Source organism: Microbacterium pullorum (assembly GCF_014836535.1).
GTDB classification, from domain to species: domain Bacteria; phylum Actinomycetota; class Actinomycetes; order Actinomycetales; family Microbacteriaceae; genus Microbacterium; species Microbacterium pullorum.
Window position 1 is genome coordinate 388595 of sequence record NZ_JACSQP010000002.1, and the last position, 25343, is coordinate 413937.

Below are 25343 nucleotides of genomic sequence, written 5' to 3' on the forward strand. Positions count from 1 at the left end.
CGCGGTCAGTCCAGGCGGCGGTCGTCCTCGTGGCGGGCGAGCGAGCGCGCATAGCGCTCGGTGAGCTGGGTCATGAGGTCGGGGGTCTCCCGGTCGAGCCCGAACACGTAGCCGGGGAAATCGAGCTCCTGCTGCGTCGCCCAGATCTCCTCGTGCCGTTCGGCCGGGAGGATCAGGGCGGGATCCCCCACCGCGACCCAGCCGATCGGCACGACCGATCGCTCGGGCAGCACGGTGCGCAGATGCACGACGGCGTTGATGCGCACTTCGCTGCGCGCGCCGATACGGGCGCCGTTGAACACCCGCGTGCCGGTGGCCAGGAACACCTCCTCGCCGATCGTGGCGCCCGACACGCTCGCCATCGGGCCGACCAGCGTGTGGTCGCCGATGTGCACCGCGTGGGTCGACGTCGCGCGCACGAGCGCGTTCTCCATCACGATGACGTGCGCCCCGAGGGTGAGCGGCCCCCCTTCGGAGGTGAGCACCGCGCCGTGCAGCACCTGGCAGTCCGCGCCGATGCGCACGTCGCCGCTGATGACGGCGGTCGGTGCGATCACGGCGTCGGGGTGGATGCGGGGCTCGGCCCCGAGATGCTCGAATCGCACGGTCGCCTCCCGTGGACGTCGCCCGGTGCGCGCCCATCGTCAGCGTAGGGGGCGGGCGTCACACGCGTCGAGCAGGCACCAACCGCGGCTAGGGTGGATCATCGGGCCGTCCCGAATCGGCCGCCTCACCCGTTCGCAAGAAAGCTCCTCCGTGCCCGATACCCTCGTCGCCCTTCCCCCCACCGTCCGTGACGTGTTCGACACCGTCGTCACGCGCAATCCGCACGAACCTGAGTTCCAGCAGGCCGTGCACGAGGTGCTCTTCTCCATCGCCCCCGTGCTCGACGCGCACCCCCAGTTCGTCGACGGCGGGATCCTCGAGCGCATCGTCGAGCCCGAACGGCAGATCATGTTCCGCGTGCCGTGGATCGATGACTCCGGGCGCCTGCGGGTGAACCGCGGCTTCCGTGTGCAGTTCTCCTCGGTGCTCGGCCCCTACAAGGGCGGCCTGCGATTCCACCCGTCGGTGAACCTGTCGATCATCAAATTCCTCGGCTTCGAGCAGGTGTTCAAGAACGCGCTGACCGGTCAGGGCATCGGCGGCGCCAAGGGCGGCAGCGACTTCGACCCGCACGGCCGGTCGGATGCCGAGATCATGCGGTTCTGCCAGGCGTTCATGAGCGAGCTGTACCGCCACCTGGGCGAGCACACCGACGTGCCCGCCGGCGACATCGGCGTGGGCGCCCGCGAGATCGGGTACCTGTTCGGTCAGTACCGCAAGATCACCAACCGCCACGAGTCGGGCATGTTCACCGGCAAGGGCGTGCAGTGGGGCGGTGCCGAGGTGCGCACCGAGGCGACCGGCTACGGCGCGGTGTTCTTCGCACAGGAGATGCTGGGGGTGCGCGGCGACTCGCTCGACGGCAAGCGCGTCGCCGTCTCCGGCTCCGGCAACGTCGCGATCTACGCGATCGACAAGGCCTACCAGATGGGCGCGACGCCCGTCACCGCGTCCGACTCGTCGGGCTACATCGTCGATGACGCCGGAATCGATCTGGGTGCCCTCCGCCAGGTGAAGGAGATCGACCGCGAGCGCATCCACGCGTACACCGCGCACCGCCCGCACGCCCGGTTCATCGCCGGTCGCCGGCCGTGGGAAGTTCCCGTCGACATCGCGATCCCCGCGGCCACGCAGAACGAGCTGGACGAGCCCGACGCCCACGCCCTCATCGCCGGCGGCGTGCGCGCCGTCGCGGAGGGCGCCAACATGCCCTCCACGCCCGGTGCCGTCGCCGCGTTCCAGCGCGCCGGCGTGCTGTTCGGCCCCGGCAAAGCGGCCAACGCCGGCGGCGTCGCCACCTCCGCGCTGGAGATGAGCCAGAACGCCTCCCGGCAGCGGTGGAGCTTCGCAGACAGCGAGCGCAAGCTCCAGGCGATCATGAAGGGCGTCCACGACTCCGCCTTCGAGGCGGCGAAGCGGTACGGACACGAGGGCGACTACGTCGTGGGAGCCAACTCCGCCGGCTTCGAGCGGGTCGCCCACGCCATGCTCGCGCAGGGCGTGATCTAGAACCGACACGGCGGGCGGACTGCTCGCCGCCTGACGGATGCCGTGCCTGGCGGCGCGGCATCCGTCAGTCGACGTGCGTGATCTCGCAGTCCGCGCCCGGCGCGAGGATCCCTTCGTGGCCGTCATCGAACGTGACCGTCAGCAGCGGCGACGCGTCGCTGCCGGTCACCTCGGTGATCACTCCCCCGCGCTCGGCAGCGCCGACCGTACGACCGTGGATGCGGATGCGATCCCCCACTGCGGCTCTCATCATCGACCACCTCCTGCCGCCACGGTACGACGCGGCGGCAGTCGGCGCGAGGGGGTGTGCGCTCAGGCCGACTGCGGCTCGCGGTCGGCGGGCGCCGGCAGCGGGAAGAACTGGTTGAGCACGTCCCCCACCCACGCGACCAGATCGGCGTCGGCCAGTGGCTCGCCACCGGCGGTGGGCATGGGGATGACCATGGCATCCCCTCCTGCCAGCAGCTTCCCCTTGGGGTACAGCCGCTGCAGCCGCACGCGCAGCGAATCGGGCAGGTGGGCCGGCGCGATGCGCAGGTTCGGTCCCATCGCGACGACGTCGCTGAGCCCGGACTGGGCGGCGCGACGCCGCAGGCGGGCGACGGCGAACAGTCCCGCAGTCTCGGGCGGCAGCTCGCCGTAGCGGTCGGTGAGCTCCTCGATGACGAGGTCGATCGCGTCGTCCTTGGCTGTGGCGGACGCCGCGGCGGAGAGCTTCTGGTAGGCCTCCAGCCGCAGCCGCTCGCTGTCGATGTACGACTCGGGGATGCGTGCCTGCACGGGCAGCTCGAGCCGGAGCTCGGTCGCTGTCTCCACGTCGTCGCCGCGGAAGGCGGACACCGCCTCGCCGATCATGCGCAGGTAAAGGTCGAACCCGACCCCGGCGATGTGACCGGCCTGCTCGGCCCCCAGCAGATTGCCCGCGCCACGCAGCTCGAGGTCTTTCAGCGCCACCTGCATGCCCGAGCCCAGGTCGTTGTTGACCGCGATCGTCTCGAGCCGGTCGGCGGCGGTCTCGCTGAGCGGCTTCATGTCGTCATAGAGGAAGTAGGCGTACGCGCGCTCGCGCCCGCGCCCCACCCGCCCGCGCAGCTGGTGCAGCTGGCTGAGGCCGTACTTGTCGGCGCGGTCGATGATGATCGTGTTGGCGTTGGAGATGTCCAGGCCCGTCTCGATGATCGTCGTGCAGACGAGCACATCGGCCCGCCGCTCCCAGAAGTCGTCGACGACCTGCTCGAGGGCGTGCTCGCCCATCTGGCCGTGGGCGACGGCGACGCGCGCCTCGGGCACGATCTCCGCCAGGTGCGCGGCGACCCGCTGGATCGACGAGACCCGGTTGTGCACGTAGAAGACCTGGCCCTCGCGCAGCAGCTCGCGGCGGATGGCGGCGGCGATCTGCTTGTCGCTGCGGGCGCCGACGTAGGTGAGGATCGGATGCCGGTCCTCGGGCGGGGTCTGCAGCGTCGACATCTCCCGGATGCCGGTGACCGCCATCTCCAGCGTCCGCGGGATGGGGGTCGCGCTCATCGCCAAGAGGTCCACGTTGGTCTTGAGCTTCTTCAGCTGTTCCTTGTGCTCGACACCGAACCGCTGCTCCTCGTCGATGATCAGCAGACCGAGGTCTTTGAAGATGACCTTCTCGGTGAGGATGCGGTGCGTGCCGATGACCATGTCGACGGTGCCGTCCAGCAGGCCGGCGACGACCTCGCGCGCCTCCTTGTCGCTTTGGAAGCGCGAGAGGGCGCGCACCTTCACCGGGAAGCCGGCGAAGCGCTCCGTGAACGTCTCGAGGTGCTGCTTGACCAGCAGGGTCGTCGGCACGAGCATCGCGACCTGCTTGCCGTCCTGAATGGCTTTGAACGCCGCCCGCACGGCGACCTCGGTCTTGCCGAAGCCGACGTCTCCCGACAGCAGCCGGTCCATCGGGATCGGCTTCTCCATGTCGGCCTTGATCTCGTCGATCGTCTGCAGCTGGTCGGGGGTCTCCGCGAACGGGAACGCCTCTTCCAGCTCCCGCTGCCACGGCGTGTCGGGACCGAACGCGTGACCCTTCGCCGCCATGCGCGCCGAGTAGAGCTTGACGAGATCGACCGCGATCTCGCGCACGGCCTTGCGGGCCTTGCTCTTGGCCTGCGACCAGTCGCTGCCGCCCATCTTCGACAGTGCGGGGGCCTCACCGCCGACGTACTTCGACAGCAGGTCGAGCTGATCGGTGGGCACGTACAGCTTGTCGCCGGGATAGCCGCGCTTGGAGGGCGCGTACTCCAGCACGAGGTACTCGCGCTGCGTCTTCACGGCGTTGCGGCCCCCGCTGGAGACTTCGCGCTGCATCAGCTCCACGAAGCGGCCGATGCCGTGCGTGGCGTGCACGACGTAGTCGCCGGCCTTCAGCTGCAGCGGGTCCACGACGTTGCGCCGCCGCGAGGCGAGCTTCTTCACGACCCGGCCGTCGCTGCCGATCGTGCGGCCGTAGAACTCCGACTCGGTGAGCACCGCGAGCTTCGCGTCGGGCATCTCGAACCCGCGCTCGAGCCGCGACACCACCGTGAGCGCCAGAGCGGGCTCGGGGATCGCGTGCACGTCGGCCACTTCGCGGGCGGCGAGGCCCCGTTCGGCGAGCACGTCGCGGGCGCGCTCGACGAGCCCGACGCCGGACGCGGCGACCACGACGCTCCAGCCGTCGGCGAGGAGCTCGCCGATGTGGGCCGTCGCACCGTCGACGTTGCCCTGGAACGCGGGCACCGAACGGGCGGCGACGCGCACCACCGTCGCCTCTTGCAGCGCCACGTCGATGTCGACGAGGCCCTCCGCCGCGGCATCCGCTGCCCCCGAATCGAAGGCGCTGAGCTCCCACCACACGCCCCCGCGGTCACGGGTGACGTCCTGCAGCTGACGGAGGGTGAGGAAATCCCCGGCGCCCAGGTCGACGGGGCTGTCGGCGCCGGCGGTCGCAGCGCTCCAGGCGGCCTCGAGGAACTCGCGGTTGGTGTCGCCCAGGGTCATGGCGCGGGTGACGGCGCGCTCCGGGTCCACGAGGGCGGCGGCGGTGCCCTCGGGCAGGTAGTCCACGAGGGTGACGATCTCGTCGACGAGGGCGGGCAGGAGCGACTCCATGCCTTCGGCGGGAATGCCCTCGGCCATCTTCTCGAGCATGCCGGCCAGTCCCGGGAACTGACTGGTGAGGCCACGGGCACGCTCGCGCACGGCGTCGGTCAGCAGCAGTTCGCGGCCGGGGATGAGGGTGACCTCCCGCACCTCGCCGGGGAGCGAACGCTGGTCGGCGACGGAGAACGCGCGGATCTCATCGACTTCGTCGCCGAAGAACTCCACGCGGTAGGGGTGATCGGCCACCGGAGGGAAGACGTCGAGGATGCCGCCGCGCACCGCGAACTCGCCGCGACGGGAGACCATGTCGACGCGGTGGTAGGCGAGCTCCACCAGGCGCCGCAAGACGGCGTCGAGGTCGTGGCCGCGGGCGCCCTTGGCCAGGTGCACCGGCTCGACCTCGGCGAGGCCGCCCGCGATGGGCTGCACGGCGCTGCGCACCGAGGCGGTGACGATGAGGGGAACGGTGCCGTCCCACGCGGCGACGGCGCGCAGCACGGCGAGGCGCTGGCCGACGGTCTCGGTGCTGGGGCTGAGGCGCTCGTGGGGCAGGGTCTCCCACGCCGGGAAGTGGTGCACGAGCGCACCGGGCAGCAACTCGCCCAGCGCGGTGCCGAGCGACTCGGCGCGGCGCCCGGTCGGGGCGATCGCGAGCAGCGCAGGCGGTTTGCCCGCCTCGCGGCGACGCTCCACCAGCGCCGCGAGAAGGGGGGCGCCGAGTCCTTCCACGATCGAGAAGTCGGTGTCGACCGATGCCGATTCCACCGCCTCCCGGAAGGAGTCTGCCTGCATCAGGGCGCGCACGATCCCGGGAACTGTCACGCTACGAGTCTACGTGCGGGCACCGACACGAGGCTCCCTAGGATGGTGCGGTGAGCGACCAGCAGCCCCCCGCACCCGCGCCGTTCCCCACCTCCCCGCAGACACCGCACGCCGCACCCCCGCCGTACGCTCCGCACGGCGCGATGTTCGCGGCCCCGTACCGCGGCCCCGTCCCGGCGCCGGTGCCGACCGGTCCCCCGCCGGTGCGCTCGGCCGCGCTCGGCATCGTCGCGCTCGTACTGGCGCTGGCGGCCACCGTGGTCGGCTCGTTCGTCGCGGCGATCGCCGCCGTGGAGATCGGCGAGGTGTCGGGAGCAGCGGTCACTGCCGGCACGTCGGCGGGTGGCATCCCGTGGGCGAGCCTGGCTCCGGTGCGCGGCGCGGTGCTGGTGGGCGAGGTCACCTTCTGGCTGGCGACCGTACTGGGCGTCTGGGCGCTGGCACAGGCGATCGTCGCCATCGTGCAGGGCCGGGGTCGCGGCGCCGCCATCGCGGCCGTCATCATCGCCGCGCTCGGTCCCGCCGTCTTCATCGTCACCGTACTGACGTCCCTCATCGCAGGCGCCGCCTGATCCCGAACGCCGGCGGGCACCCGCGGCGCCGAGTGAGCACTCGCGGGTGGGGTCAGGAGCGGGGGGCGTGGTGGCGCTGCTGCGCCGCGAGGAGACCCTCGTCGATGAGCTGCTCGACGGCGTCGGCGGCGTCGGCCACCAGGATCGGCAGGGTCTTTCGTTCGGTGGGCCCGAAGGGGTCGAGCACCCAGTCGGCGGCATCCTGACGCCCGGGCGGCCGGCCGATGCCGACCCGCACGCGCGGGAAGTCCGGCGTGCCGAGGGCCTTGGCGACGTCGCGGACGCCGTTGTGCCCGCCGTGACCGCCACCGACCTTCAGCTTGATGGTGTCGAACGGGATGTCCAGCTCATCGTGCACGACGATGACCCGATCGGCCGGTACACCGTAGAACGACGCGAGCGCGGCGACCGGCCCGCCCGAGACGTTCATGAAGCTGTTGGGCTTGGCGAGGATGAGCTTGTCCGTTCCTGGGCGCAGCCATGTCTCGGCCGCGCGGGCGTTGGCTTTGTGCGAGCGGAACGTCTCTGAGCGGCGGGATGCCAGTTCGTCCACGACCAGCTGGCCGATGTTGTGGCGGGTCATCTCGTAGCGCGGACCCGGATTGCCGAGCCCGACCACCAACCAGCTCTGTGCCATGTCTTCCATCCTGCCTGAGCGCTGCGGACAGACGACGAGGGGGCGCGGATTCCGCGCCCCCTCGTCGTGCAGAGAGTCTTACTCGGCCTGTGCCTCGGCCTGCTCCTCGGCGACGGCCTCGTCGGCCGCCTCGATCTCCTCGCTGGCGGCGAGGGTGGAGGCCGGCACCGAGACGGCGACGATCAGCGTCTCGGGGGCGGCGACGAGCACGGAGCCCTTCGGGAGCTTCAGGTCGGCGGCGGTGATGTGCGCGCCTTCCTCGAGGCCCTCGACGTCGACCTCGATGCCCTGCGGGATGTGGGTCGCTTCGACCTGCAGCAGGATGCTGACGGCGTCAAGGTTCGCGATGGTGCCGGGGAAGGGCTCGCCGACGACCGTGATCGGCACGTCGACCTCGATCTTCTCGCCCTTCTTCACCACGAGCAGGTCGATGTGCTCGATGATCTGGGTCACCGGGTCGCGCTGGACGTCCTTGACCAGGGTCAGCTGGTGCGTGCCCTCGACGTCGAGCTTGAGCACTGCGTTGGCGCGACGGATGAGCAGCGACATCTGGTGCCCGGGCAGTGCGACGTGCATGGGCTCGGTGCCGTGGCCGTAGATCACGGCGGGGATCTGGCCGGATGCGCGCAGGCGACGGGCGAAGCCCTTGCCGAAGTTCTCGCGCTTGGTGGCAACGACCTTGGTGTCGGTCTCAGTCGACATGGTGATTTCTCCTTGCGGGCTGTTTCAGCCCAGATCTGGGTCTGTGGTTCGACTCGAACGCATGCGCGTGAGGAAAGCCGCAAGGCCTGCTTCACCGCGTCGATCACGGAGGCTCGCGCGCACTGCGCGGCATCCCTCGCCGAAGTTCGGTGATGAGTCTACCAGCGGCGCCGGTACGATGATCACTCACCCCCACGCCCGACGGAGGACCACATGGAATACGGCTTCATCTCGCACGCACTGCTGTGGCTCGTCGGGCTGATGACGGTCGGCACGACCCTCGCCGCCGTGGGCGCGCTCTTCGCGATGGGGCGCCAGGCCTACCGCAAGGGCTGACCCAGACGCTCCGCCACCTGGGCCACGAGCTCCTCGACCGGCATCGCGACGTCAACGACCACACCCACCTCGTCGTCGCCGAGCGGCTCGAGGGTGGCCAGCTGCGACTGCAGCAGCGCCGGTGGCATGAAATGCCCCGTGCGCTCTCGCGCGCGCTCGGCCAGCAGCACCGGCGATCCGCTCAGGTGCACGAACCGCACTCCGGGCTCGACTGCGCGGATGCGGTCGCGGTAGACGCGGCGCAGCGCGCTGCACGCGATCACGAGACCGGTGCGCTCTGCGGCGCGCAGCCGCGCCCCCACGGTGTCGAGCCACGGCCGACGATCGGCGTCATCGAGCGGGATGCCGGCGGTCATCTTCGCGCGATTGGCGGCCGGATGCAGGTCGTCGGCGTCGACGAACGGGACGGCGAGGGCGCTCGCGAGCGCCGTGCCCACGGTGGTCTTGCCCACGGCCGACACCCCCATCACACAGACCAGGGTCGCTCTTGTCATGACCATTGGGGGGCCGTTCCCTCGTTGAATCGGACGCGCGGCGCACGGCTGTGCCGCACAGGTGGATGCCAGCCTCGCCGACATCCCGCGCAACTCCCAAATCCACCCGCCGCGCCGTCCCACTACTCTGGGAGTGATGCGGTGATCGGCGCACTCGCGCTCCGGCAGTGGTCGCGGTCGGTCCGGTCAGCGCAGTCATCCACCTCGTAGCAAGGAGAAGGCGTGTCTTCGAACGCCCCCGCCGGTTCGGCGAACGACATCTCGACCGACCAGGAACAGGGTCCGGCCTCGGCCGACGTACACGAAGGCGCGCCCGGCGCCGAGGATGTGGCCCGCCCGTCGGCCACGCCGACCGGCCCCGATGCCGCCCGCGAACCGATCGCCAACATCGGCGTCGTCGGCCTCGCCGTGATGGGCTCGAACCTCGCCCGCAACCTCGCCTCGCGCGAGGGCAACACCGTCGCGGTCTACAACCGGTCGCGGTCCAAGACCGACGAGCTCATCGCCGCGCACCCCGAGGCCGGATTCGTGCCCGCGTTCTCGTACGACGAGTTCGCCGCGTCGCTGCAGCGCCCGCGGACCGCCATCATCATGGTCAAGGCCGGTGGCCCCACCGACGCCGTCATCGACGCCCTCACCGCGGTGTTCGAGCCGGGCGACATCATCGTCGACGGCGGCAACGCGCTGTTCACCGACACCATCCGTCGCGAGAAGGCGGTGCGCGAGACCGGCGTCAACTTCGTCGGCGCCGGCATCTCCGGCGGCGAGGAGGGCGCCCTCACGGGCCCCTCGATCATGCCCGGCGGATCCGATGAGTCGTGGGTGACCCTCGGCCCGATCCTGCGCTCCATCGCCGCGGTCGCCGAGGGCGAGCCGTGCGTGACCCACGTCGGCCACGACGGCGCCGGCCACTTCGTGAAGATGGTGCACAACGGCATCGAGTACGCCGACATGCAGCTCATCGCCGAGGCCTACGACCTCATCCGCCGCGGCACCGGGAAGAGCCCCGCCGAGATCGCCGACGTCTTCGCCGAGTGGAACCGCGGCGAGCTGGAGTCGTACCTGATCGAGATCACCGCCGAGGTGCTGCGTCAGGTGGATGCCGCCACCGACCGGCCGCTCGTGGACGTCATCCTCGACCAGGCCGGTGCCAAGGGCACGGGAGCGTGGACGGTGCAGACGGCGCTGAACCTCGGCACCCCGGTGTCGGGCATCGCCGAGGCCGTGTTCGCGCGGTCCCTGTCGAGCCACCCCGAGCAGCGTGCCGTGTCGCACGACCTGCCGGGCGCCACCGAGGAGCTGAGCGTCGAGGAAGCCGACGCGTTCATCGAGGACGTGCGGTTGGCCCTGTACGCCTCGAAGATCGTCGCCTACAGCCAGGGCTTCGACGAGATCCGCGCCGGCGCCGCCGAGTACGACTGGGCGATCGACCTCGGTGCGATCGCGAAGATCTGGCGCGGCGGCTGCATCATCCGCGCACAGTTCCTCAACCGCATCTCCGACGCGTACGTCGCGACTCCGGATCTGCCTGTGCTGCTGACGGCGCCGTACTTCGTCGACGCGCTCGGCCGCGCCCAGGGCGCCTGGCGCAGCATCGTCGCGGCCGCCGCGACGGCCGGCATCCCCGCCCCCGCCTTCTCGTCGTCGCTGGCGTACTACGACGGCCTGCGCGCCGAGCGTCTGCCCGCCGCCCTCATCCAGGGACAGCGCGACTTCTTCGGCGCCCACACCTACAAGCGCGTCGACAAGCCGGGCACCTTCCACACGCTGTGGTCGGGCGACCGCACCGAGATCGAGGCCGAGGACACCCACTGACGCACGCGAGGCTGCCGATCCGAGGCCGCCCCGGGCGCTGGGCGCTCGCGGCGGCCTCGGTCGTCTACCTGGTGTGGCTGGCGTCGCTGACGATCGGGCCGCCGCCCGAGGGCGCCGGCGGGGCGCTGCGCGACCTCGCGTCGTGGTTCGACGGGTGGGCGGCGACGGCCTGGCTGACCTACCCCGTGCTGGAGTTCGCCGCCAACGTCGCGCTGTTCGTGCCGCTCGGGGTGCTGTGGGTGCTGTGGGCGGGCACCCGTCGGTGGTGGTTCGCCGCAGCTGCCGGGCTGATCCTCAGCGTCGCGATCGAGCTCACGCAGGCGCTCGCGCTGCCCGACCGCTACCCCGACGTGCGCGATCTGATCGCCAACACCCTCGGCAGCGCGCTCGGTGCGGTGGCCGTCGCCGCGGTCGCGGTGGCCACCCGCCGTCGGCGGCTCACAGCCGGCACATAGATCCCTCCATAGGAATCTCCGACCCCGCGCGTCACAATGGGGGTCATGACCGAGAGCACGACCCACCCCGCACTCCGCCGCCCCGACGGCTCGGCCGTGCGGGTGCTGGTCGTCGACGACGAGCAGATGCTCACCGACCTGCTGTCGATGGCCCTGCGCATGGAAGGCTGGGAGGTGCGCACCGCGGCATCCGGATTCGACGCCCTGCAGGTGGCACGAGAGTTCGAACCCGACGCGATGGTGCTGGACATCATGATGCCCGACCTCGACGGCATGGCCGTGCTGCAGCGCCTGCGTCACGCCGGCAACGACGTGCCCGTGCTGTTCCTGACCGCCAAGGATGCCGTCGGTGACCGCGTCGCCGGGCTCACGGCGGGCGGTGACGACTACGTGACCAAGCCGTTCAGTCTGGAAGAGGTCGTCGCGCGACTGCGCGGCCTCATGCGCCGCGCCGGCACGGCCGCCGTCGCCGGCGCCGAGCCCATCCTGCGCGTGGGAGATCTCACCCTCAACGAAGACTCGCACGAGGTGGAGCGCGGCGGCCAGCAGATCGAGTTGACGGCGACGGAGTTCGAGCTGCTGCGTTACCTCATGCGCAACCAGCGTCGGGTGGTGTCGAAGGCACAGATCCTCGACCGGGTCTGGAACTACGATTTCGGCGGCCGGTCGAGCGTGGTCGAGCTGTACATCTCGTACTTGCGCAAGAAGATCGACCAGGGTCGCGAGCCCCTCATCCACACCGTCCGCGGCGTCGGCTACATGATCAAAGCCCCCCAGTGAGCACCGTCGACGACTCGGTGGAACCCGCCCCGAGACACCGGCGCTGGAGTCTGCAGACCCGGCTGATCGTCGCGGTCGTCTCGATGGTGTCGCTCATCCTGATCGCGGTCGGATTGGCGACGGGGACCATCCTCGGCACGATCCTGCGAGAGAACCTCGACGCTCAGGTGCAGTCGGCGACCGCCGAGATCCGCGCGACCCCCGATCAGACCGCGGCCGATGTGCTGCAGGCCAGCCGCGAGGGCGCGGGGACGCTGCTGATCATGCGCACGGTCGACGAGACGACCGGCGCCTACATCGACGACGACCAGGACGTCGTCCCACTCGCCGCCGAGGAGCTGCGCAGGGTCGTCGACGCGATCGACTACCCGGGGTTCAGCACCATCACCGTGCCCGGGATGGGCGAGTACCGCGTCTTCGTGCGCGCCGAACCATCGGGCCTGTTCGCCGTGCTGGGGCTGCCGACCACCGAGGTGTCCGCCACGATCGCGCGCATCCTCACGACCGTGACGCTCGTCACCGCGGGTGGCCTGCTGCTGCTGGCGGCTGCGACCGCGCTGATCATCCGATCGTCGCTGCGGCCGCTGCGCGCCGTCGCCGACACCGCCACCCGTGTGGCCGCCCTGCCCATGTCCCACGGCGACGTGTCGATCGCCGAGCGCGTGCCGGAGTCCGAAGCCGACCCCGACACCGAGATCGGCCGCGTGGGCGCGGCCCTGAACACCCTGCTGGACCACGTCGGCGAGTCGCTCACCGCCCGGCAGCGCAACGAAGAGCGCATGCGGGCGTTCGTGGCCGACGCCAGTCACGAGCTGCGCACGCCCCTGGCATCCATCCGCGGCTACTCCGAGCTGTCGCTGCGGGCGCTGCGGGTGGCGCCGACGGCGCCCGAGACGGCGGACCAGACCCAGCAGTCGCTGGAGCGCATCCAGGCGCAGTCACTCCGGATGACCTCCCTCGTGGAGGATCTGCTTCTCCTGGCCCGCCTCGACGAGGGGCAGGAGCTCGTCTACGGTTCGGTCGATCTGTCGCAGCTGGCGATCGAGGCCGTCGGCGATGCCCGCGTGGCGGGCGAGGATCACGTGTGGCGGCTGGACGTGGGCGAAGACCCCGTGGTGATCGCCGGGGACGGCGCGCGCCTGCATCAGGTGGCGGCGAACCTGCTGGCCAACGCCCGCATCCACACCCCCACCGGCACCACCGTGACCACCACGGTCACGCGCGAGGACGGCGCCGCGGTGCTGCGCGTGCATGACGACGGCCCGGGGGTCGACCCCGGCATCGTCGACGAGCTGTTCGAGCGGTTCGCCCGGGCCGACCGCTCCCGCACCCGCCAGACCGGCGGCACGGGGCTGGGTCTGTCGATCGCGGATGCCATCGTCAAGGCGCACCACGGCGAACTGACCGTCGACAGCCGCCCCGGGGACACGACGTTCGAGGTGCGCCTGCCGTTCGTCGCGGTCGACGCCGACGAACAGGACGTCGACACCGATGACGGGACCGCGCAGGCCGCGACAGCTGCGAGCTGAGGCCCGGCGCTCAGTACCCCGAGAACGCGTCCGTCGTGATCGAGCGGGCCTTCTCCAGCGCAGGCGCCAGCTCGGCGATCAGCCGCGGCGGCCCCGAGATGTAGGCGTGGCGTGCCGCGATGTCGGGGATGACCCGCAGCAGCCCGTCGGCGTCGAGACGCACCCCGCGCGCCCACGTCCAGTGAGCCGGCAGGTCGGCGGGCCGGTCGCGCGTGAAGACGATGACCGGCACCCCTGCGGCGGTGAGCTCGTCGCGGAACGCGAGCTCCGAAGCGTCGGAGGCGACGTAGACGAGCACGATGTCGCGGTGCTGATCGGTCAGCCGCAGCTGTGTGAGCTGCGACACGAACGGCGTCACACCGATGCCGGCGGCGACCATCAGTACGGGGCTCGTCTCCCGGCGGGGCAGGACGAAGTCACCCCAGACGCCGGTGACGGCGAGCGGGTCGCCCGGCTGCACCGCGGCGAGGGCCTTCTTGTAGCTCGACTGCGACCCGGTGCCCTCACGGAACGCGATGCGCAGCTGCGGCAGCTCGGCCGGAGCCGACACGATGCTGAACTCGCGCCGCGTGCCGCGGGCGTCGGGGTGGTGGTGCGGCACCTCGAGTTCGAGGAACTGTCCCGGCACGAACGACAGCCGCCGCTTGGTGCGGAAGCTCAGCTGCCGCACCGTGGGGGTGAGCTCGGCGCGGTCGGTGAGCGTCAGGCTCACCGAGGCGCGCCAGGCGAAGAAGAACGCCACGAGGTTGCCGACCAGCAGGGCTCGCTCCTGGCCGAGGGTCATGACGCCGATGTCGATGGGCCAGCCGGCCAGCACACCGACCACCGCTGCGACGGTGAGCTGCTGCCAGCGGCGCGGCGGCAGCGTGAGGGGCTCGGACAGCATGAACGCGCCGAGGAAGAGGAACGGCGACTGCGTGACGATCTGCCAGAGCATCTCGCCGCCCACGATCGGCAGCCCTGCCTGCTGGTACTGCGCCGACGTGCGCACGAACGCCACGGCGACGGCGATGACGAGGAACACTGCGATGATGCGCACCTTCTCGGTGCGCATCAGCACGACCCCGCCCAGCAGCAGCACCGGCAGCGCGAGCGCGGGGGTGCCCACCCACCAGGCCGACGTGCCGATGCCGGCGAGCGTGACCACCGTCGCCCCGACCGCGGCCGGGTTGAAGATGTGCCGGCCCCGCCAGGCCAGCAGGTACTTCGACAGCGACGCCACCGCGCCGCCGACCGCGATGCCCAGCAGCGGCAGCGGCTCGATCGAGGGGGCCAGCACGAACAGCAGAATGTGCGCGGTGATGAGCGACGACTCCACGCGCCACGGCAGCTTCAGCAGTCGCTGCGCCGCGGCATCCACCACGCTGCACGCCACGGCCAGCACGACCAGCGTCGCCACCAGTTCCAGCGGCGTGGGACCCACCAGCCCGAACAGCGACAGCACGATCGCGAGCACGGCGAGCACGCCGAGGGCGGACAGCACCAGGCGGTACATCGACACGCGCCCGAGCACGGCGAACACGCGACTCCACACGGAGGTCAACGACCCCATCAGACGGCCTGCAGGGGCTCGGCAGCGATGCGCCGCATGCCGTCCCGTGCGACGGCGACGACGTGGGCGGGCAGGTCAGTCATGGCATCCACGCTAGCGCGACCCGGTGAAGACGTCCGCCGGGCAGCCCGGTGACCAGTCGACCGTACCGTCGGTGCTCATGCGCACCCACGCCACCCGCCACCGCGCCGCGAGCTGCTCGCCGCCGGCGAAGAACAGCGCCGTCGCGATCGCGTCGGCCGTCATCGCCGTGTGGGCCACCGCCCAGGTGGCCGCGATCGTGCGCACCGGTTCGCCGGTGCGGGCGTCGAGCACGTGATGCAGGCCCTCGCCCCAGGCGCGGTGGTTGACCGCCGAGGCGCACAGGGCGGCGTCGGTCACCTCCCACACCCCGATGGCGCGGGACGGGTCGTAGGGATGCTCCAGACCGATGCGCTGCACCGGCCCCCGCACGGCGATGTCGCCGCCGGCATCGACGATGAGGTCGCCACCCGTCCAGGGTTCGAGCGCCGCGCACACGAGGTCGACGAGGCGACCTTTGCCGAGCGCGCCGACGTCGATGGTCGCGGGCGCCGCCAGGCGCAGCGCCTCCTCATCCCACGAGAGCCGGGAGCGCCAGTCACCGGCGGCGGGCAGGGCGCCGCGGTCGACGAGGCTGTATGCCGCGTCATAGCCGCGATGCGCGAGGGCGTCGCCGACGAGCGGGTCCACCGCACCGCCGGTGGCGTCGGTGAGCGCCGCATACGCAGCCAGCATGTCGGCAGCGTCGGGCGGGGCGGGCACGGTGCCGCCGTCACGGGCCAGGCGGGCGACGACCGAGTCGTCGCGGAAGCGGGACCACTCCTGATCGAAACGGTCGATCACGGCGGATGCCGCGGCGCGCGCGGCCGGCTCGAGAGGTGCCGCCGTCTCGATCTCCCAGCGGGTGCCGATCGCCTCGAACCGCCAGACCGCGCGCGCCGGGTCGGTCACTGCGCCGCGTCGGCCTTGATCTGCTCGATCGCCTGGTTGAAGCCGCCGCTGGTGAGCGACGACCCCGCGACACGGCTCACCGAGATCTCGTCGATGTCCTTGCCGACGACGACATCCGAGATGCCGCCGATGAACTGCCCTTGGTAGCGCTCCGACTCCGGACGGGTCGGGTCGCCCACGACCTCCACGGCGGTGATGACGTCGTCGGCGAGGTCGACGGTCACCTGGATCTGCTCGACGGATTCCGGCGTCGAGTACGAGCCGGTCGCCTCGTATGTGCCGTCGGCGTAGGTGGCCTCGCCACCGGCGGATCCGCTGCCGTCGTCGGTGGCGGATCCGGCCGTGGCGGTCTCCCCCGCCGCGCATCCGGTGAGGAGCACGATGCCGGCGACGCCGGCGAGGGCGGCGGTGCGGCGGACGGAGCGGGGAGCGTCGGTGATGCGTGTCATGGGGGTCCTCCTCGTGACCGGCGTGGACTTCTCACGCTAGTCAGCCACGCACGCAGAACCCTCCGAAATCCCTATGCATCCGCATGCACGGGGCGCCGGCGCAGGGCCTTGAGCGCCTCGACGGCGAGGAAGATCCCGATCGACAGGATCAGCGGGAGCACCCACGATCCCGGCTGGAGCGGACGGGAACCGAACAGATCGTTCATGAACGGCACGTACGTGTACACCAGCTGCAGCGCGATGAGGGCAGCCGCCGACCACCAGATGATGCGGTTGCCGCGGAAGACGTCGAACGTGAGGCTCGAGCGCGTCATGAATCGACAGTTGAACAGGTACGCCAGCTGCCCGAGGGCGAGCATGGCGACGGCTTCGGTGCGCGCATAGTCGATGTCGACGCCGGTGGCGGCCACGCTGTAGAAGAGGCCGATCGCAGCACCGCCGATGAGCAGCGACACCACCGCGACGAACCCGAGTTCGCCGGCGCTCACGAGCGACCCCCCGGGTTTGCGTGGCGGCCGGGTCATGATGCCGCGCTCGGCGGGCTCGTAGGCCAGCGCGAGAGACAGCGTGATGGCGGTGACCATGTTGATCCACAGCACCTGCACGGGCGTCAGCGGCAGCGCCAGCCCGAACACGATCGCCACCAGGATCACGAGCGACTGCGCGCCGTTGGTGGGGAGGAGGAACACGACCGATTTGCGCAGATTGTCGTAGATGCGCCGGCCTTCGCGGATGGCGCCGCGGATGGTGGCGAAGTTGTCGTCCGCCAGCACGATCTCCGCCGCCTCCTTCGTGGCCTCGGTGCCCTTGATGCCCATCGCGATACCGACGTCGGCGCGGGTGAGGGCCGGTGCGTCGTTGACGCCGTCTCCGGTCATCGCGACCACCTCGCCGTGGGACTGCAGCGCCCGCACGATGCGGATCTTGTGCTCGGGGCTGGTGCGCGCATACACGTCGACGTCCTGCACGACGCGCGACAGCTGGTCTTGGCTCATCGCCTCCAGCTCGGTGCCGGTGAGCACCCGCACGTCGTCGCCGGAGGCGAGGCCCATCTCGCGGCTGATCGCGACGGCGGTGCCGGCGTGGTCACCGGTGATCATCTTCACGCGGATGCCGGCGGTGTGGCAGTCGGCGATGGCTTCGATCGCCTCGGGGCGCGGCGGGTCGAGGATGCCCCACAGGCCCAGGAACTCGAGGTCGCTGAGGTCGTCGATCTGCAGCTCAGCGCCTGCGGGAGCGGGCTTGCGGGCGGCGGCGAGCACGCGCAGACCCTGCGCGCTGAGGTCGTCGATGGCGCCTTCCCAGAACGGGATGTCGAGGGCCACCGGCCCCGCGTCGCCGCGCTGCGTGCGCGAGCGCTCCAGCAGACGGTCGGGTGCGCCCTTGACGAGGATGGCCCGGGAGCCGTCGGGGGCCTCGTTGAGGGTGGCCATGAACTTGTTCGCCGAGTCGAACGGCACGACGCCCACGCGGCGCGCACCCTCGGACGAGACGCCGCCCTTCATCGCGATGACCTTCAAAGCCCCCTCGGTGGGTTCGCCGACGAGCGTCCATCTGCCGGGTCCGTCGCCCTCCCCCACGGACGGATCCGGCACGATGTGCGCGTCGTTGCAGAGGGTCGCGACCGCCAGGAGCGGTGCGAGGTCGCGGCGCTGCTCGGCCGTTGCGGCGGCATCGGGATGCATCGCCGGGCTGATGCGGCCCGCCGGGTCGTAGCCGAGGCCCGTGGTGACGTAGGAGCCGCGGGCGGTGACCAGTCGGCGCACCGTCATCTCGTTCTTGGTGAGGGTGCCCGTCTTGTCGCTGCAGACGGTGGTGACCGCCCCCAGGGTCTCGACCGACGCGAGCTTGCGGGTGATGGCGTTGCGCCGTGCCATCTGCTGCACGCCGATGGCGAGTGTGATCGTCACGAGGGCCGGCAGACCCTCGGGGATCGCGGCGACGGCGAAGCCGATCGTCGCCGAGATGAGGTCACCGAAGGGCATGTCGTGCAGGAACCGACCGATGAGCAGCATGACCGCGGCCATGCCGAGGATCACGATCGTCAGCACACGTCCGAACGAGTCGAGCTGCTTGGTCAGTGGCGTCGTGATCGACCCCGCCTCGCCCACCAGCGCCTGGATCGTGCCGATCTCGGTCCGCCCGCCGGTGGCGGTGACGATGCCCCGGCCCTGACCGGCTGCGACGATCGTGCCGGAGAACGCCATCGAGCTGCGGTCACCGACACCGGCATCCGCCGGTACCGGTTCGACGTCCTTCGACGACGGCACCGATTCGCCGGTGAGCGCCGCCTCGTCGATGCGCAACTGGATCGACTGGAACAGCCGCAGGTCGGCGGGCACCTTGTCGCCGGGCATGAGCCGCACGACGTCGCCGGGGACGAGCTCGGCGGCCGGGACCGTGGCCCACGCCCCGTCGCGGCGCACGCCGGCGTCGCTGGAGAGCATGCTGCGGATGCCGGCCAGCGCCTTCTCGGCGCGGCCTTCCTGCACGAACCCGATCACCGCGTTGATGATCGCGACCGCCATGATCACCCAGAAATCCAGCCAGTCGGCCATGATCGCCTTGATGACCGCGGCGCCCAGCAGGATGTAGATGAGCGTGTCGTTGAAGTGCGCGAGGAACCGCAGGATCGCCGGCTGACGCGGCGGCTCCGGCAGTTCGTTGCGCCCCACGACCGCGAGCCGCTCGGCCGCCTCGGCGGAACTGAGCCCGCCGCGCTGCGAGCCCAGCTCACGCTCGACCTCCGCGACATCCAGGGCGAACGGCCGGGTGACCGTGACGGGGACCTGCGTGTCGCGCGGGGTCATGATGCTCCTATGCGGCGCCGTCGAACATGCTCGTGACCGACCCGTCTTCGAAGACCTCCTGGATGCCGCGTGCGAGCAGCGGCGCGATGGGGAGGACCGTGAGGCTCGGGAACCTCTTGTGCTCGGGAACCGGGACGGTGTCGGTGACCACGACCTCGTCGATCGCCTCGCTCTGCAGGCGCTCGCTGGCCGGGTCGCTGAAGATCGCGTGGGTGGCGGCGACGATCACGCGCTGCGCACCGTTCTTCTTCAGCGCCTCGGCGGCCTTCACGATCGTGCCGCCGGTGTCGATCATGTCGTCCACGAGCAGGCACACCCGGCCCGAGACGTCACCGACGATCTCGTTGACGGTGACCTGGTTGGCCACGTTCGGGTCGCGGCGCTTGTGGATGATCGCCAGCGGTGCACCCAGGCTGTCCGACCAGGTGTCGGCCACGCGCACGCGGCCGGTGTCGGGCGAGACGACGGTGAGGGCGGCGCGATCGGCCTCCGACAGCGTGTTGCGGAAGTACTCCAGCAGCACCGGCTTGGCGAAGAGGTGGTCCACAGGTCCGTCGAAGAAACCCTGGATCTGCGCGGCGTGGAGGTCCACGCTCATGACGCGGTCGGCGCCCGCGGTCTTCAGCAGGTCGGCGACGAGGCGGGCCGAGATGGGCTCGCGGCCGCGGCCCTTCTTGTCCTGGCGTGAGTACGGGAAGTACGGCGCCACCACGGTGATGCGCTTGGCGGACGCACGCTTGGCGGCATCCAGCATGATGAGCAGCTCCATGAGCCACTCGTTCACCGGCGGGCCGAACGACTGGATGAGGAAGACGTCGCAGCCGCGGATGGAGACCTCGAACCGGGTGAGGATCTCCCCCGATGCGAACGTGCGGTACTCGGTCGGCACGAGTTCGGTGCCGATGTGCTCGACGACCTCTCGTGCGAGAGCGAGGTGTGACCGACCGGAGGCGACGACGAGCCGCTTCTTCGTCTTGGCGACGACGCCGGGGGCGATGTCCCGGCTCCTGTCGAGGTCTACCGTCTTGTTCTTACGCGCCATCGTCCGCTTCCTGTGCGGACCGAGCCCGGGCCGCGAGATCCGCTGCCTTGGTTCCCGGTCGGTTCGTCTCGACCCACCCCTCGACGTTGCGCTGGGGGGCGACGCTCAAAGCCAGTGCGCCGGCGGGGACATCCTTGCGGATGACGGCGCCTGCACCTGTTTTCGCGCCGTTTCCAATCCTAACCGGCGCGACGAAGACGTTGTGCGACCCGGTGTGCACTTCATCACCGATCTCGGTGCGATGTTTGGCGATGTCGTCATAATTCGCGGTGATCGCGCCCGCTCCGAGGTTCACTCCGGTGCCGATCGTGGTGTCGCCGATGTACGACAGGTGCGGCACCTTGCTGCCGGCGCCGATGGTGGAGTTCTTCGTCTCGACGAACGTGCCGATCTTGCCGGCGTCGCCGAGGTAGGTGCCGGGGCGCAGGTACGCGAACGGGCCCACCGTCGCCTTCGCCCCGATGACGGCGAGAGTCGCGTCGGAGCGGGTGACGGTGGCATCCTCCCCCACCTCGCAGTCCACCAGGCTCGTGTCGGGACCGATGACGGCGCCGGATGCCACAGTGGTGGTGCGCAGGATGTGGGAGCCCGGGAGCACGGTGACATCGGGCGCCAGCGACGCGGTCACGTCGATCCAGGTGGTGGCGGGGTCGAGGATGGTCGCGCCCTCGAGCTGCCAGCGGCGCACGACGCGGGCGTTGAGCAGGCGCGCCGCCTCCGACAGCTGCACGCGGTCGTTGACCCCGAGCGCCGTCGCCGCGTCGGGCGCGGTGAGGGCGGCGACCGGTGCGCCGTCGGCGCGCAGCAGGCCGACGACGTCGGTGAGGTACATCTCGCCCTGGGCGTTGTCGGTGCCCACCCGCGCCAGCTGGGTGCGCAGTGCGTCGGCGCGGAAGACGTACACCCCGGCGTTGATCTCGGTGACCTCGACCTCGGGGGCCGTGGCATCCTTCTGCTCGACGATGCGTGCGACCGCACCCGTGGAGTCGCGGATGACCCGGCCGTAGCCGGTCGCGTCGTCGAGCACGGCGGTCAGCAGCGTCGCGGCCGCGTGGGCGGTGCGGTGCAGCTCCACCAGACGCGCCATCGTCTCGGCCTCCAGCAGCGGCACGTCGGCCGAGAGCACCAGCACATCGCCGGTGAACCCGTCGAGCCTCTCGAGCGCGACCTGCACGGCGCGCCCCGTGCCGGGCACCTCGTCCTGGTCGACGATGTGCACGTCGGGACCGATGCCGGCGACCGCGTCGGCGACGAGGTCGCGCTCGTGCCGCACGACGACCAGCACCTGGGCGGGTCCGAGGTCGCGGGCGCTGTCGAGGACGTGCCCGATCAGCGGGCGCCCCCCGATGCGGTGCAGCACCTTCGGCAGCTTCGACTTCATGCGGGTGCCCTGGCCGGCGGCGAGCACGATGACGGCGAGCGCGTTGTCTGTCATGCTCCGCCGCCAGGATTCGAACCTGGGCCTAACAGCTCCAAAGGCTGTCGTGCTGCCGTTACACCACGGCGGACCGGCTGCCCGCGCACGGGCAGCCGGTTCAAGTCTGCCAGAGGGGAGGTCAGCGGGTGACCGCGACCGCGAGCGTGCTGCTCGATGTCGTGCCCGCGGCGTTGGAGAACTCCACCCGGTACAGGTGCGTCCCCCGCGGCGCACCGGTCACCTCCAGCCGGGCATGCTGCGCCTGCGGCGTGCGTGCGTCGAGGCTTCCCTCCGCGACGAGCGCCCCGTCGGCGAAGAACCGGTAGGCGGTCGCATTGGTGCCCCACCAGAGATCGGCGGTGACCGTGAACCGGCCGTCGCGATCGTGGTTGTCGGAGCGGAGGGTGGGAACGCCCGGGGCGGCATCGGTGACCTCGACGGTCACCGTGCGCGTGGCCGTGACCCCCGAGGCGTTGACGATCTCGCCGGTGTAGACGTACGTGCCGTCGCGCCGCCCGGTGATGGGCACCGCGGCGGTCTGCGCGGCGACGCCGCGGTAGCTGAGGGGTTGCACGGCGACGAGCACGCCGTCCTCATACAGCCGGAACGAGGAGCCGTTCTCGCCCCACCACAGGTTCATGCGCACGGTGTAGTCACCGTCGCGCAGACCGGTGTTCCAGCCGTTGTCGTGCGACAGCACGCCCACCGCGGGTGCGGTCGTCGACGGATCGGCGTCCCGGCGCACCAGCAGCGACACCGCCTCGGCCAGCTGCGCGCGCGCCGCGTCGACGGCCGCGACGGTGGGCCACTCGGCGGCCAGCACGATATCGGTGACGGCCAGGGCCGCACCCACGGCATCCCAGGACGCCGTCGTGTAGGTCGCGGCGTCCAGCGCACGGGCAGCGTCGCGGTCGGCCGTCAGCGCCGAGGTGTCGGCACGCTCCCCCGCGCGCACCAGGCGCAGGTCGTCCACGGTTCCCCACGCCCCACCGCTCAGGGCGGCGCGGACGCCGACGGTGAGGGTGTCGCCCTCGGCGACGGTGATCGGTGCGGTGGTGCCGGTGGCGAACGCCTGCCAGCCGTCGAGCGCGAGCGGTGCGGTGAGGGTCGTCGCGGCGGTGGCCGCGGTGACGTCGAGCGTGTCACCGGCGGCCTCGCCGTCACCCTGCGCCGTCGCCGAGAGCGCGTACGTGCCGGCGGGGAGACCCTCGACCTGCTGGGTGAGGGCGAACCGGTAGGCGGCGTCGTTCCAGAAGGTCACCGCTCGCGCACCGTTCGCGGCATCGGGCGTCTCGGCGACCGCGGCACCCGAGCCATCCAGCGCCCACGCCGACCCATCGCCCTCGAAACCACCGTCGACGATCCAGTCCCGCTCGGTGACGGTGATGCGCGCGGACACGATGCCGGCGGCAGTGGTGCCGGGCACGGTGTAGACGCCCGGACCGGAGATCCACTCGAGCGCGGTGGACCAGGTCACCGGCACGTCGTCGACCACGCCGTTCCAGGCGGTACGGCGCACCGTGGCCGGCAGCGCGATGTCGTCGCCGTCGACCACGGTGATCTCCACCGGGGCGAACGACGCCGCCGGTTCTTCACCGACGAGCACGAGGCCGGCGAGCGCCTGCTCGACGAGGGCGACGGCATCGGCGACGTGGGCGGCGGTCGGGGCGGCGGCGGCCTGCACCACCTGCGCGATCTCGAGCGCGGCGTCCAACGCCACGAGCGACTCCGGGGTGGCCGCGGCGCGGTCGACGGCGGCGGCGCGGGCGACGATGTCGTCGAGGGCCGCCGTGTCGGCGCCCTCCGCACCGGCCGAGACGATGTCGAGGTCGTCGAGCGTGCCCCACGCCCCGCCCGGAAGATCGGCGGTCACGGTGAGCGTGAGGGTGTCCCCCGCGCTGATCGACACGGCGTCGGTGCGCGGCTGCGACCACGCGCGCCACCCGGTGAGCGCGAACGGTGCCTCGGCGGCGGCGCCGGCCGACGACGACAGGGTCAGTGTGACTCCGCCGTCCCCCTCGCCGTCGCCCTGCAGCGCTGCGGAGGCGGTGTACTCGCCCGCCGGCAGCCCGCTGACGGTCTGCGACAGCGTGAAGCCGAACGCACCGGCGGCGTAGAAGTGGGCGGAGCGCGACCCGCTGCGCGGATCGTCGGTGCTGCGCAGGGCCAGCGCGCCGGTGGTCTGCCACATCGACACGTCGGCGGCCTCGAAGCCCGGGTTGACCAGGTGGTTGACCGCCTGCACGGTGACGCTCGCGACGGTGTCGTGGCCCGAGGCGGTGACCCCGCTCACGCGATAGACACCGGGGCCGGCGATCCAGTCCGCGGCATCCGACCAGGTCACCGTCTCCTGCTCGACGGAGCCGTCGTTGTAGGTGATCGCGACGGTCTGCGGGAGCACGACCGGACGGCCGGCGGCGAGGGTGAGGGTGGGCTGCTCCACCGCGGTCACCGCGCGCGGAGCGGCGGCACCCGTGCGGGCGTAGCGGAAGGTCTGCAGCGACTCCAGCGGCGTGCCGTCAGCGGCGAACAGTGCCTGGTTGTCCCACGCCGAGCCGCCGTACCACTGGCCGGCATCGTCGGGGTCGTACTCTCCCGACGCGCTGGTGGCCCACCCGGAGCCGAAGGTCTCCCACAGCTGCCGGTTGGCATCGAGCTGCTCGGGCGGCCCCACCGGCAGCCAAGCCGGCTCCCAGTAGAAGACGCCGAGTCCGGCCTCGCCCACGTCGACGACGGCCTGGATGACGTCGCGCAGCGCCGTAGCCTGCCCCTGCACGCTCACCGGGTAGGCGGTCGCCTCCGCCGGCAGGTCGATGACGTTGCCGTGGCCGTCGGCGTCGTCGAGGGTGTGTGCCCACGAGGTCTCGGCGACCATGACCTGCTTGCCCCGGGTCTCGGCGACGCCGCGCAGCACGGCGGTGAGGTTCTCGGGCGAGCCGTGCCAGAACGGGTAATACGACGAGGCGAACACGTCGTAGTCGACACCGCGGTCGGCCAGCTCCCGCGCGTAGCCGGCGTACCGGCCCGCGGTCTCGGGATTGGTGAAGTGCACGACCACCTTCGCGTCGGGGACGGCCGCGCGCACCGCTGCGGAACCGGCGGAGAAGACCTGCGCCATGCCGGCCCAGCCGGTCACCCCCGCCACGGCGCCGTTGGTCTCGTTGCCGATCTGCACCATCTGCACATCCACCCCTGCGGCGGTGAAGTCCGCCAGGGCGGCCGCGGTGAACTCCTCCACCGCTGCCGCGGTCTGCTCGGCGGTGTAGCCGGTCCACGCCTTCGGGGCGTGCTGCTTGGCCGGGTCGGCCCAGAAGTCGGAGTAATGGAAATCGACCAGCACTCCCATGCCCGCCGCGGTGGCACGCTGCCCGATCTCCACGGCACGGGCGACATCGGTGTTGCCGCCGCCGTACCCGTTGCCGGCCGCGTCGAACGGATCGTTCCACACGCGCACCCGCACGTCGGTGATGCCGGCGTCGGCGAGCACGGTGAACAGATCAGCCGGCGCACCCGACGCGTCGCGGAAGACCACGCCGGACTGCTCCAGCGCGATGGCCGACGACACGTCGGCGCCGGCGATGAAATCCGCGGGCATCCCCTCGACCTTCGCCACGACGATCCCGGCCTCGACCGGCCCGTCGTCGGCGGCGGCGGGCAGCGTCGCACCCGATGCCACCAGCGCCAGCGCGGCGACGGTGGCCGCACCCCGCATCCATCTGTTGGTCCGGCGTGCGCGCAC

At 71.3% G+C, this 25343-nt stretch carries 20 protein-coding genes and 1 tRNA gene; 7 read left to right on the plus strand and 14 right to left on the minus strand.

What is annotated here, in order from left to right:
- Nucleotides 1–5: 5 nt before the first annotated feature.
- Nucleotides 6–605: a gamma carbonic anhydrase family protein gene (locus H9651_RS04535; RefSeq protein ID WP_191717892.1), complete on the minus strand. Its 600-nt coding sequence runs from the start codon at nt 603–605 to the stop codon at nt 6–8.
- A gap of 151 nt (nt 606–756) precedes the next feature.
- On the opposite strand from H9651_RS04535, the gene gdhA reads away from it, so the two are divergent.
- Nucleotides 757–2115 carry an NADP-specific glutamate dehydrogenase gene (gene gdhA / locus H9651_RS04540; RefSeq protein WP_191717893.1) on the plus strand — a complete coding sequence of 453 codons (1359 nt, stop codon included), beginning with the start codon at nt 757–759 and terminating at the stop codon, nt 2113–2115.
- A 64-nt stretch (nt 2116–2179) separates the two neighbouring features.
- Here the strand turns inward: gdhA and H9651_RS04545 are convergent, their stop codons facing one another.
- A complete protein-coding gene (locus H9651_RS04545; protein ID WP_318244756.1) occupies nt 2180–2368 on the minus strand; it encodes a DUF1918 domain-containing protein in 189 nt (62 codons plus the stop codon).
- Nucleotides 2369–2427: 59 nt separating this feature from the next.
- A complete protein-coding gene (gene mfd / locus H9651_RS04550) occupies nt 2428–6042 on the minus strand; it encodes a transcription-repair coupling factor (protein WP_191717894.1) in 3615 nt (1204 codons plus the stop codon).
- Nucleotides 6043–6092: 50 nt separating this feature from the next.
- Here mfd and H9651_RS04555 point away from each other — a divergent pair, with 50 nt between their 5' ends.
- On the plus strand, nt 6093–6614 hold the full coding sequence (locus H9651_RS04555; protein ID WP_191717895.1) for a hypothetical protein: 522 nt from the start codon (nt 6093–6095) through the stop codon (nt 6612–6614).
- Nucleotides 6615–6666: 52 nt separating this feature from the next.
- Here the strand turns inward: H9651_RS04555 and pth are convergent, their stop codons facing one another.
- Nucleotides 6667–7251, minus strand: coding sequence for an aminoacyl-tRNA hydrolase (gene pth / locus H9651_RS04560; protein ID WP_191717896.1), 585 nt, complete (start codon nt 7249–7251; stop codon nt 6667–6669).
- Between the two features lie 78 nt (nt 7252–7329).
- The gene (locus H9651_RS04565; RefSeq protein WP_191717897.1) at nt 7330–7953 is read right to left on the minus strand and encodes a 50S ribosomal protein L25/general stress protein Ctc; all 624 of its coding nucleotides are present in this window, start codon (nt 7951–7953) and stop codon (nt 7330–7332) included.
- Between the two features lie 213 nt (nt 7954–8166).
- Here H9651_RS04565 and H9651_RS14885 point away from each other — a divergent pair, with 213 nt between their 5' ends.
- Nucleotides 8167–8289 (plus strand): hypothetical protein, encoded by a 123-nt coding sequence (locus tag H9651_RS14885; protein WP_263598634.1) that lies wholly within the window; start codon nt 8167–8169, stop codon nt 8287–8289.
- On the opposite strand, the gene H9651_RS04570 is transcribed toward H9651_RS14885, so the two are convergent.
- The gene (locus H9651_RS04570; RefSeq protein WP_191717898.1) at nt 8274–8783 is read right to left on the minus strand and encodes a gluconokinase; all 510 of its coding nucleotides are present in this window, start codon (nt 8781–8783) and stop codon (nt 8274–8276) included. The two genes, H9651_RS14885 and H9651_RS04570, sit on opposite strands and share 16 nt — an antisense overlap.
- Before the next feature lie 327 nt (nt 8784–9110).
- Here H9651_RS04570 and gndA point away from each other — a divergent pair, with 327 nt between their 5' ends.
- The 4 genes from gndA (at nt 9111) to H9651_RS04590 (ending at nt 13362) form a co-directional block, all read left to right on the plus strand.
- A complete protein-coding gene (gene gndA, locus H9651_RS04575) occupies nt 9111–10598 on the plus strand; it encodes an NADP-dependent phosphogluconate dehydrogenase (RefSeq protein WP_404802992.1) in 1488 nt (495 codons plus the stop codon).
- A 71-nt stretch (nt 10599–10669) separates the two neighbouring features.
- Nucleotides 10670–11053 (plus strand): VanZ family protein, encoded by a 384-nt coding sequence (locus tag H9651_RS04580; RefSeq protein ID WP_191717900.1) that lies wholly within the window; start codon nt 10670–10672, stop codon nt 11051–11053.
- 45 nt (nt 11054–11098) lie between these two features.
- The gene (locus tag H9651_RS04585) at nt 11099–11833 is read left to right on the plus strand and encodes a response regulator transcription factor (protein WP_225216328.1); all 735 of its coding nucleotides are present in this window, start codon (nt 11099–11101) and stop codon (nt 11831–11833) included.
- A gap of 83 nt (nt 11834–11916) precedes the next feature.
- Nucleotides 11917–13362: a sensor histidine kinase gene (locus tag H9651_RS04590; RefSeq protein ID WP_191717993.1), complete on the plus strand. Its 1446-nt coding sequence runs from the start codon at nt 11917–11919 to the stop codon at nt 13360–13362.
- Nucleotides 13363–13372: 10 nt separating this feature from the next.
- Here H9651_RS04590 and H9651_RS04595 read toward each other — a convergent pair whose 3' ends face one another.
- The 8 genes from H9651_RS04595 to H9651_RS14980 all read right to left on the minus strand — a co-directional run bounded on the left by H9651_RS04595 (nt 13373) and on the right by H9651_RS14980 (nt 25343).
- On the minus strand, nt 13373–14914 hold the full coding sequence (locus H9651_RS04595; protein ID WP_191717902.1) for an FAD-dependent oxidoreductase: 1542 nt from the start codon (nt 14912–14914) through the stop codon (nt 13373–13375).
- Nucleotides 14915–15007: 93 nt separating this feature from the next.
- Nucleotides 15008–15886: an FAD:protein FMN transferase gene (locus tag H9651_RS04600; RefSeq protein WP_191717903.1), complete on the minus strand. Its 879-nt coding sequence runs from the start codon at nt 15884–15886 to the stop codon at nt 15008–15010.
- On the minus strand, nt 15883–16335 hold the full coding sequence (locus H9651_RS04605; RefSeq protein WP_191717904.1) for an FMN-binding protein: 453 nt from the start codon (nt 16333–16335) through the stop codon (nt 15883–15885). The genes H9651_RS04600 and H9651_RS04605 overlap by 4 nt, the downstream gene beginning before the upstream one ends.
- A gap of 71 nt (nt 16336–16406) precedes the next feature.
- Complete coding sequence (locus tag H9651_RS04610) at nt 16407–19145, minus strand: HAD-IC family P-type ATPase (protein ID WP_191717905.1); 2739 nt, start codon at nt 19143–19145, stop codon at nt 16407–16409.
- A gap of 7 nt (nt 19146–19152) precedes the next feature.
- Complete coding sequence (locus H9651_RS04615) at nt 19153–20187, minus strand: ribose-phosphate diphosphokinase (RefSeq protein WP_191717906.1); 1035 nt, start codon at nt 20185–20187, stop codon at nt 19153–19155.
- Nucleotides 20177–21622, minus strand: a complete 1446-nt coding sequence (gene glmU / locus H9651_RS04620; RefSeq protein ID WP_191717907.1) for a bifunctional UDP-N-acetylglucosamine diphosphorylase/glucosamine-1-phosphate N-acetyltransferase GlmU — start codon at nt 21620–21622, stop codon at nt 20177–20179. The genes H9651_RS04615 and glmU overlap by 11 nt, the downstream gene beginning before the upstream one ends.
- A 1-nt stretch (nt 21623) precedes the next feature.
- Nucleotides 21624–21695: transfer RNA gene (locus H9651_RS04625), tRNA-Gln, on the minus strand.
- A gap of 48 nt (nt 21696–21743) precedes the next feature.
- Nucleotides 21744–25343, minus strand: coding sequence for a glycosyl hydrolase 53 family protein (locus tag H9651_RS14980; protein WP_318244758.1), 3600 nt, complete (start codon nt 25341–25343; stop codon nt 21744–21746).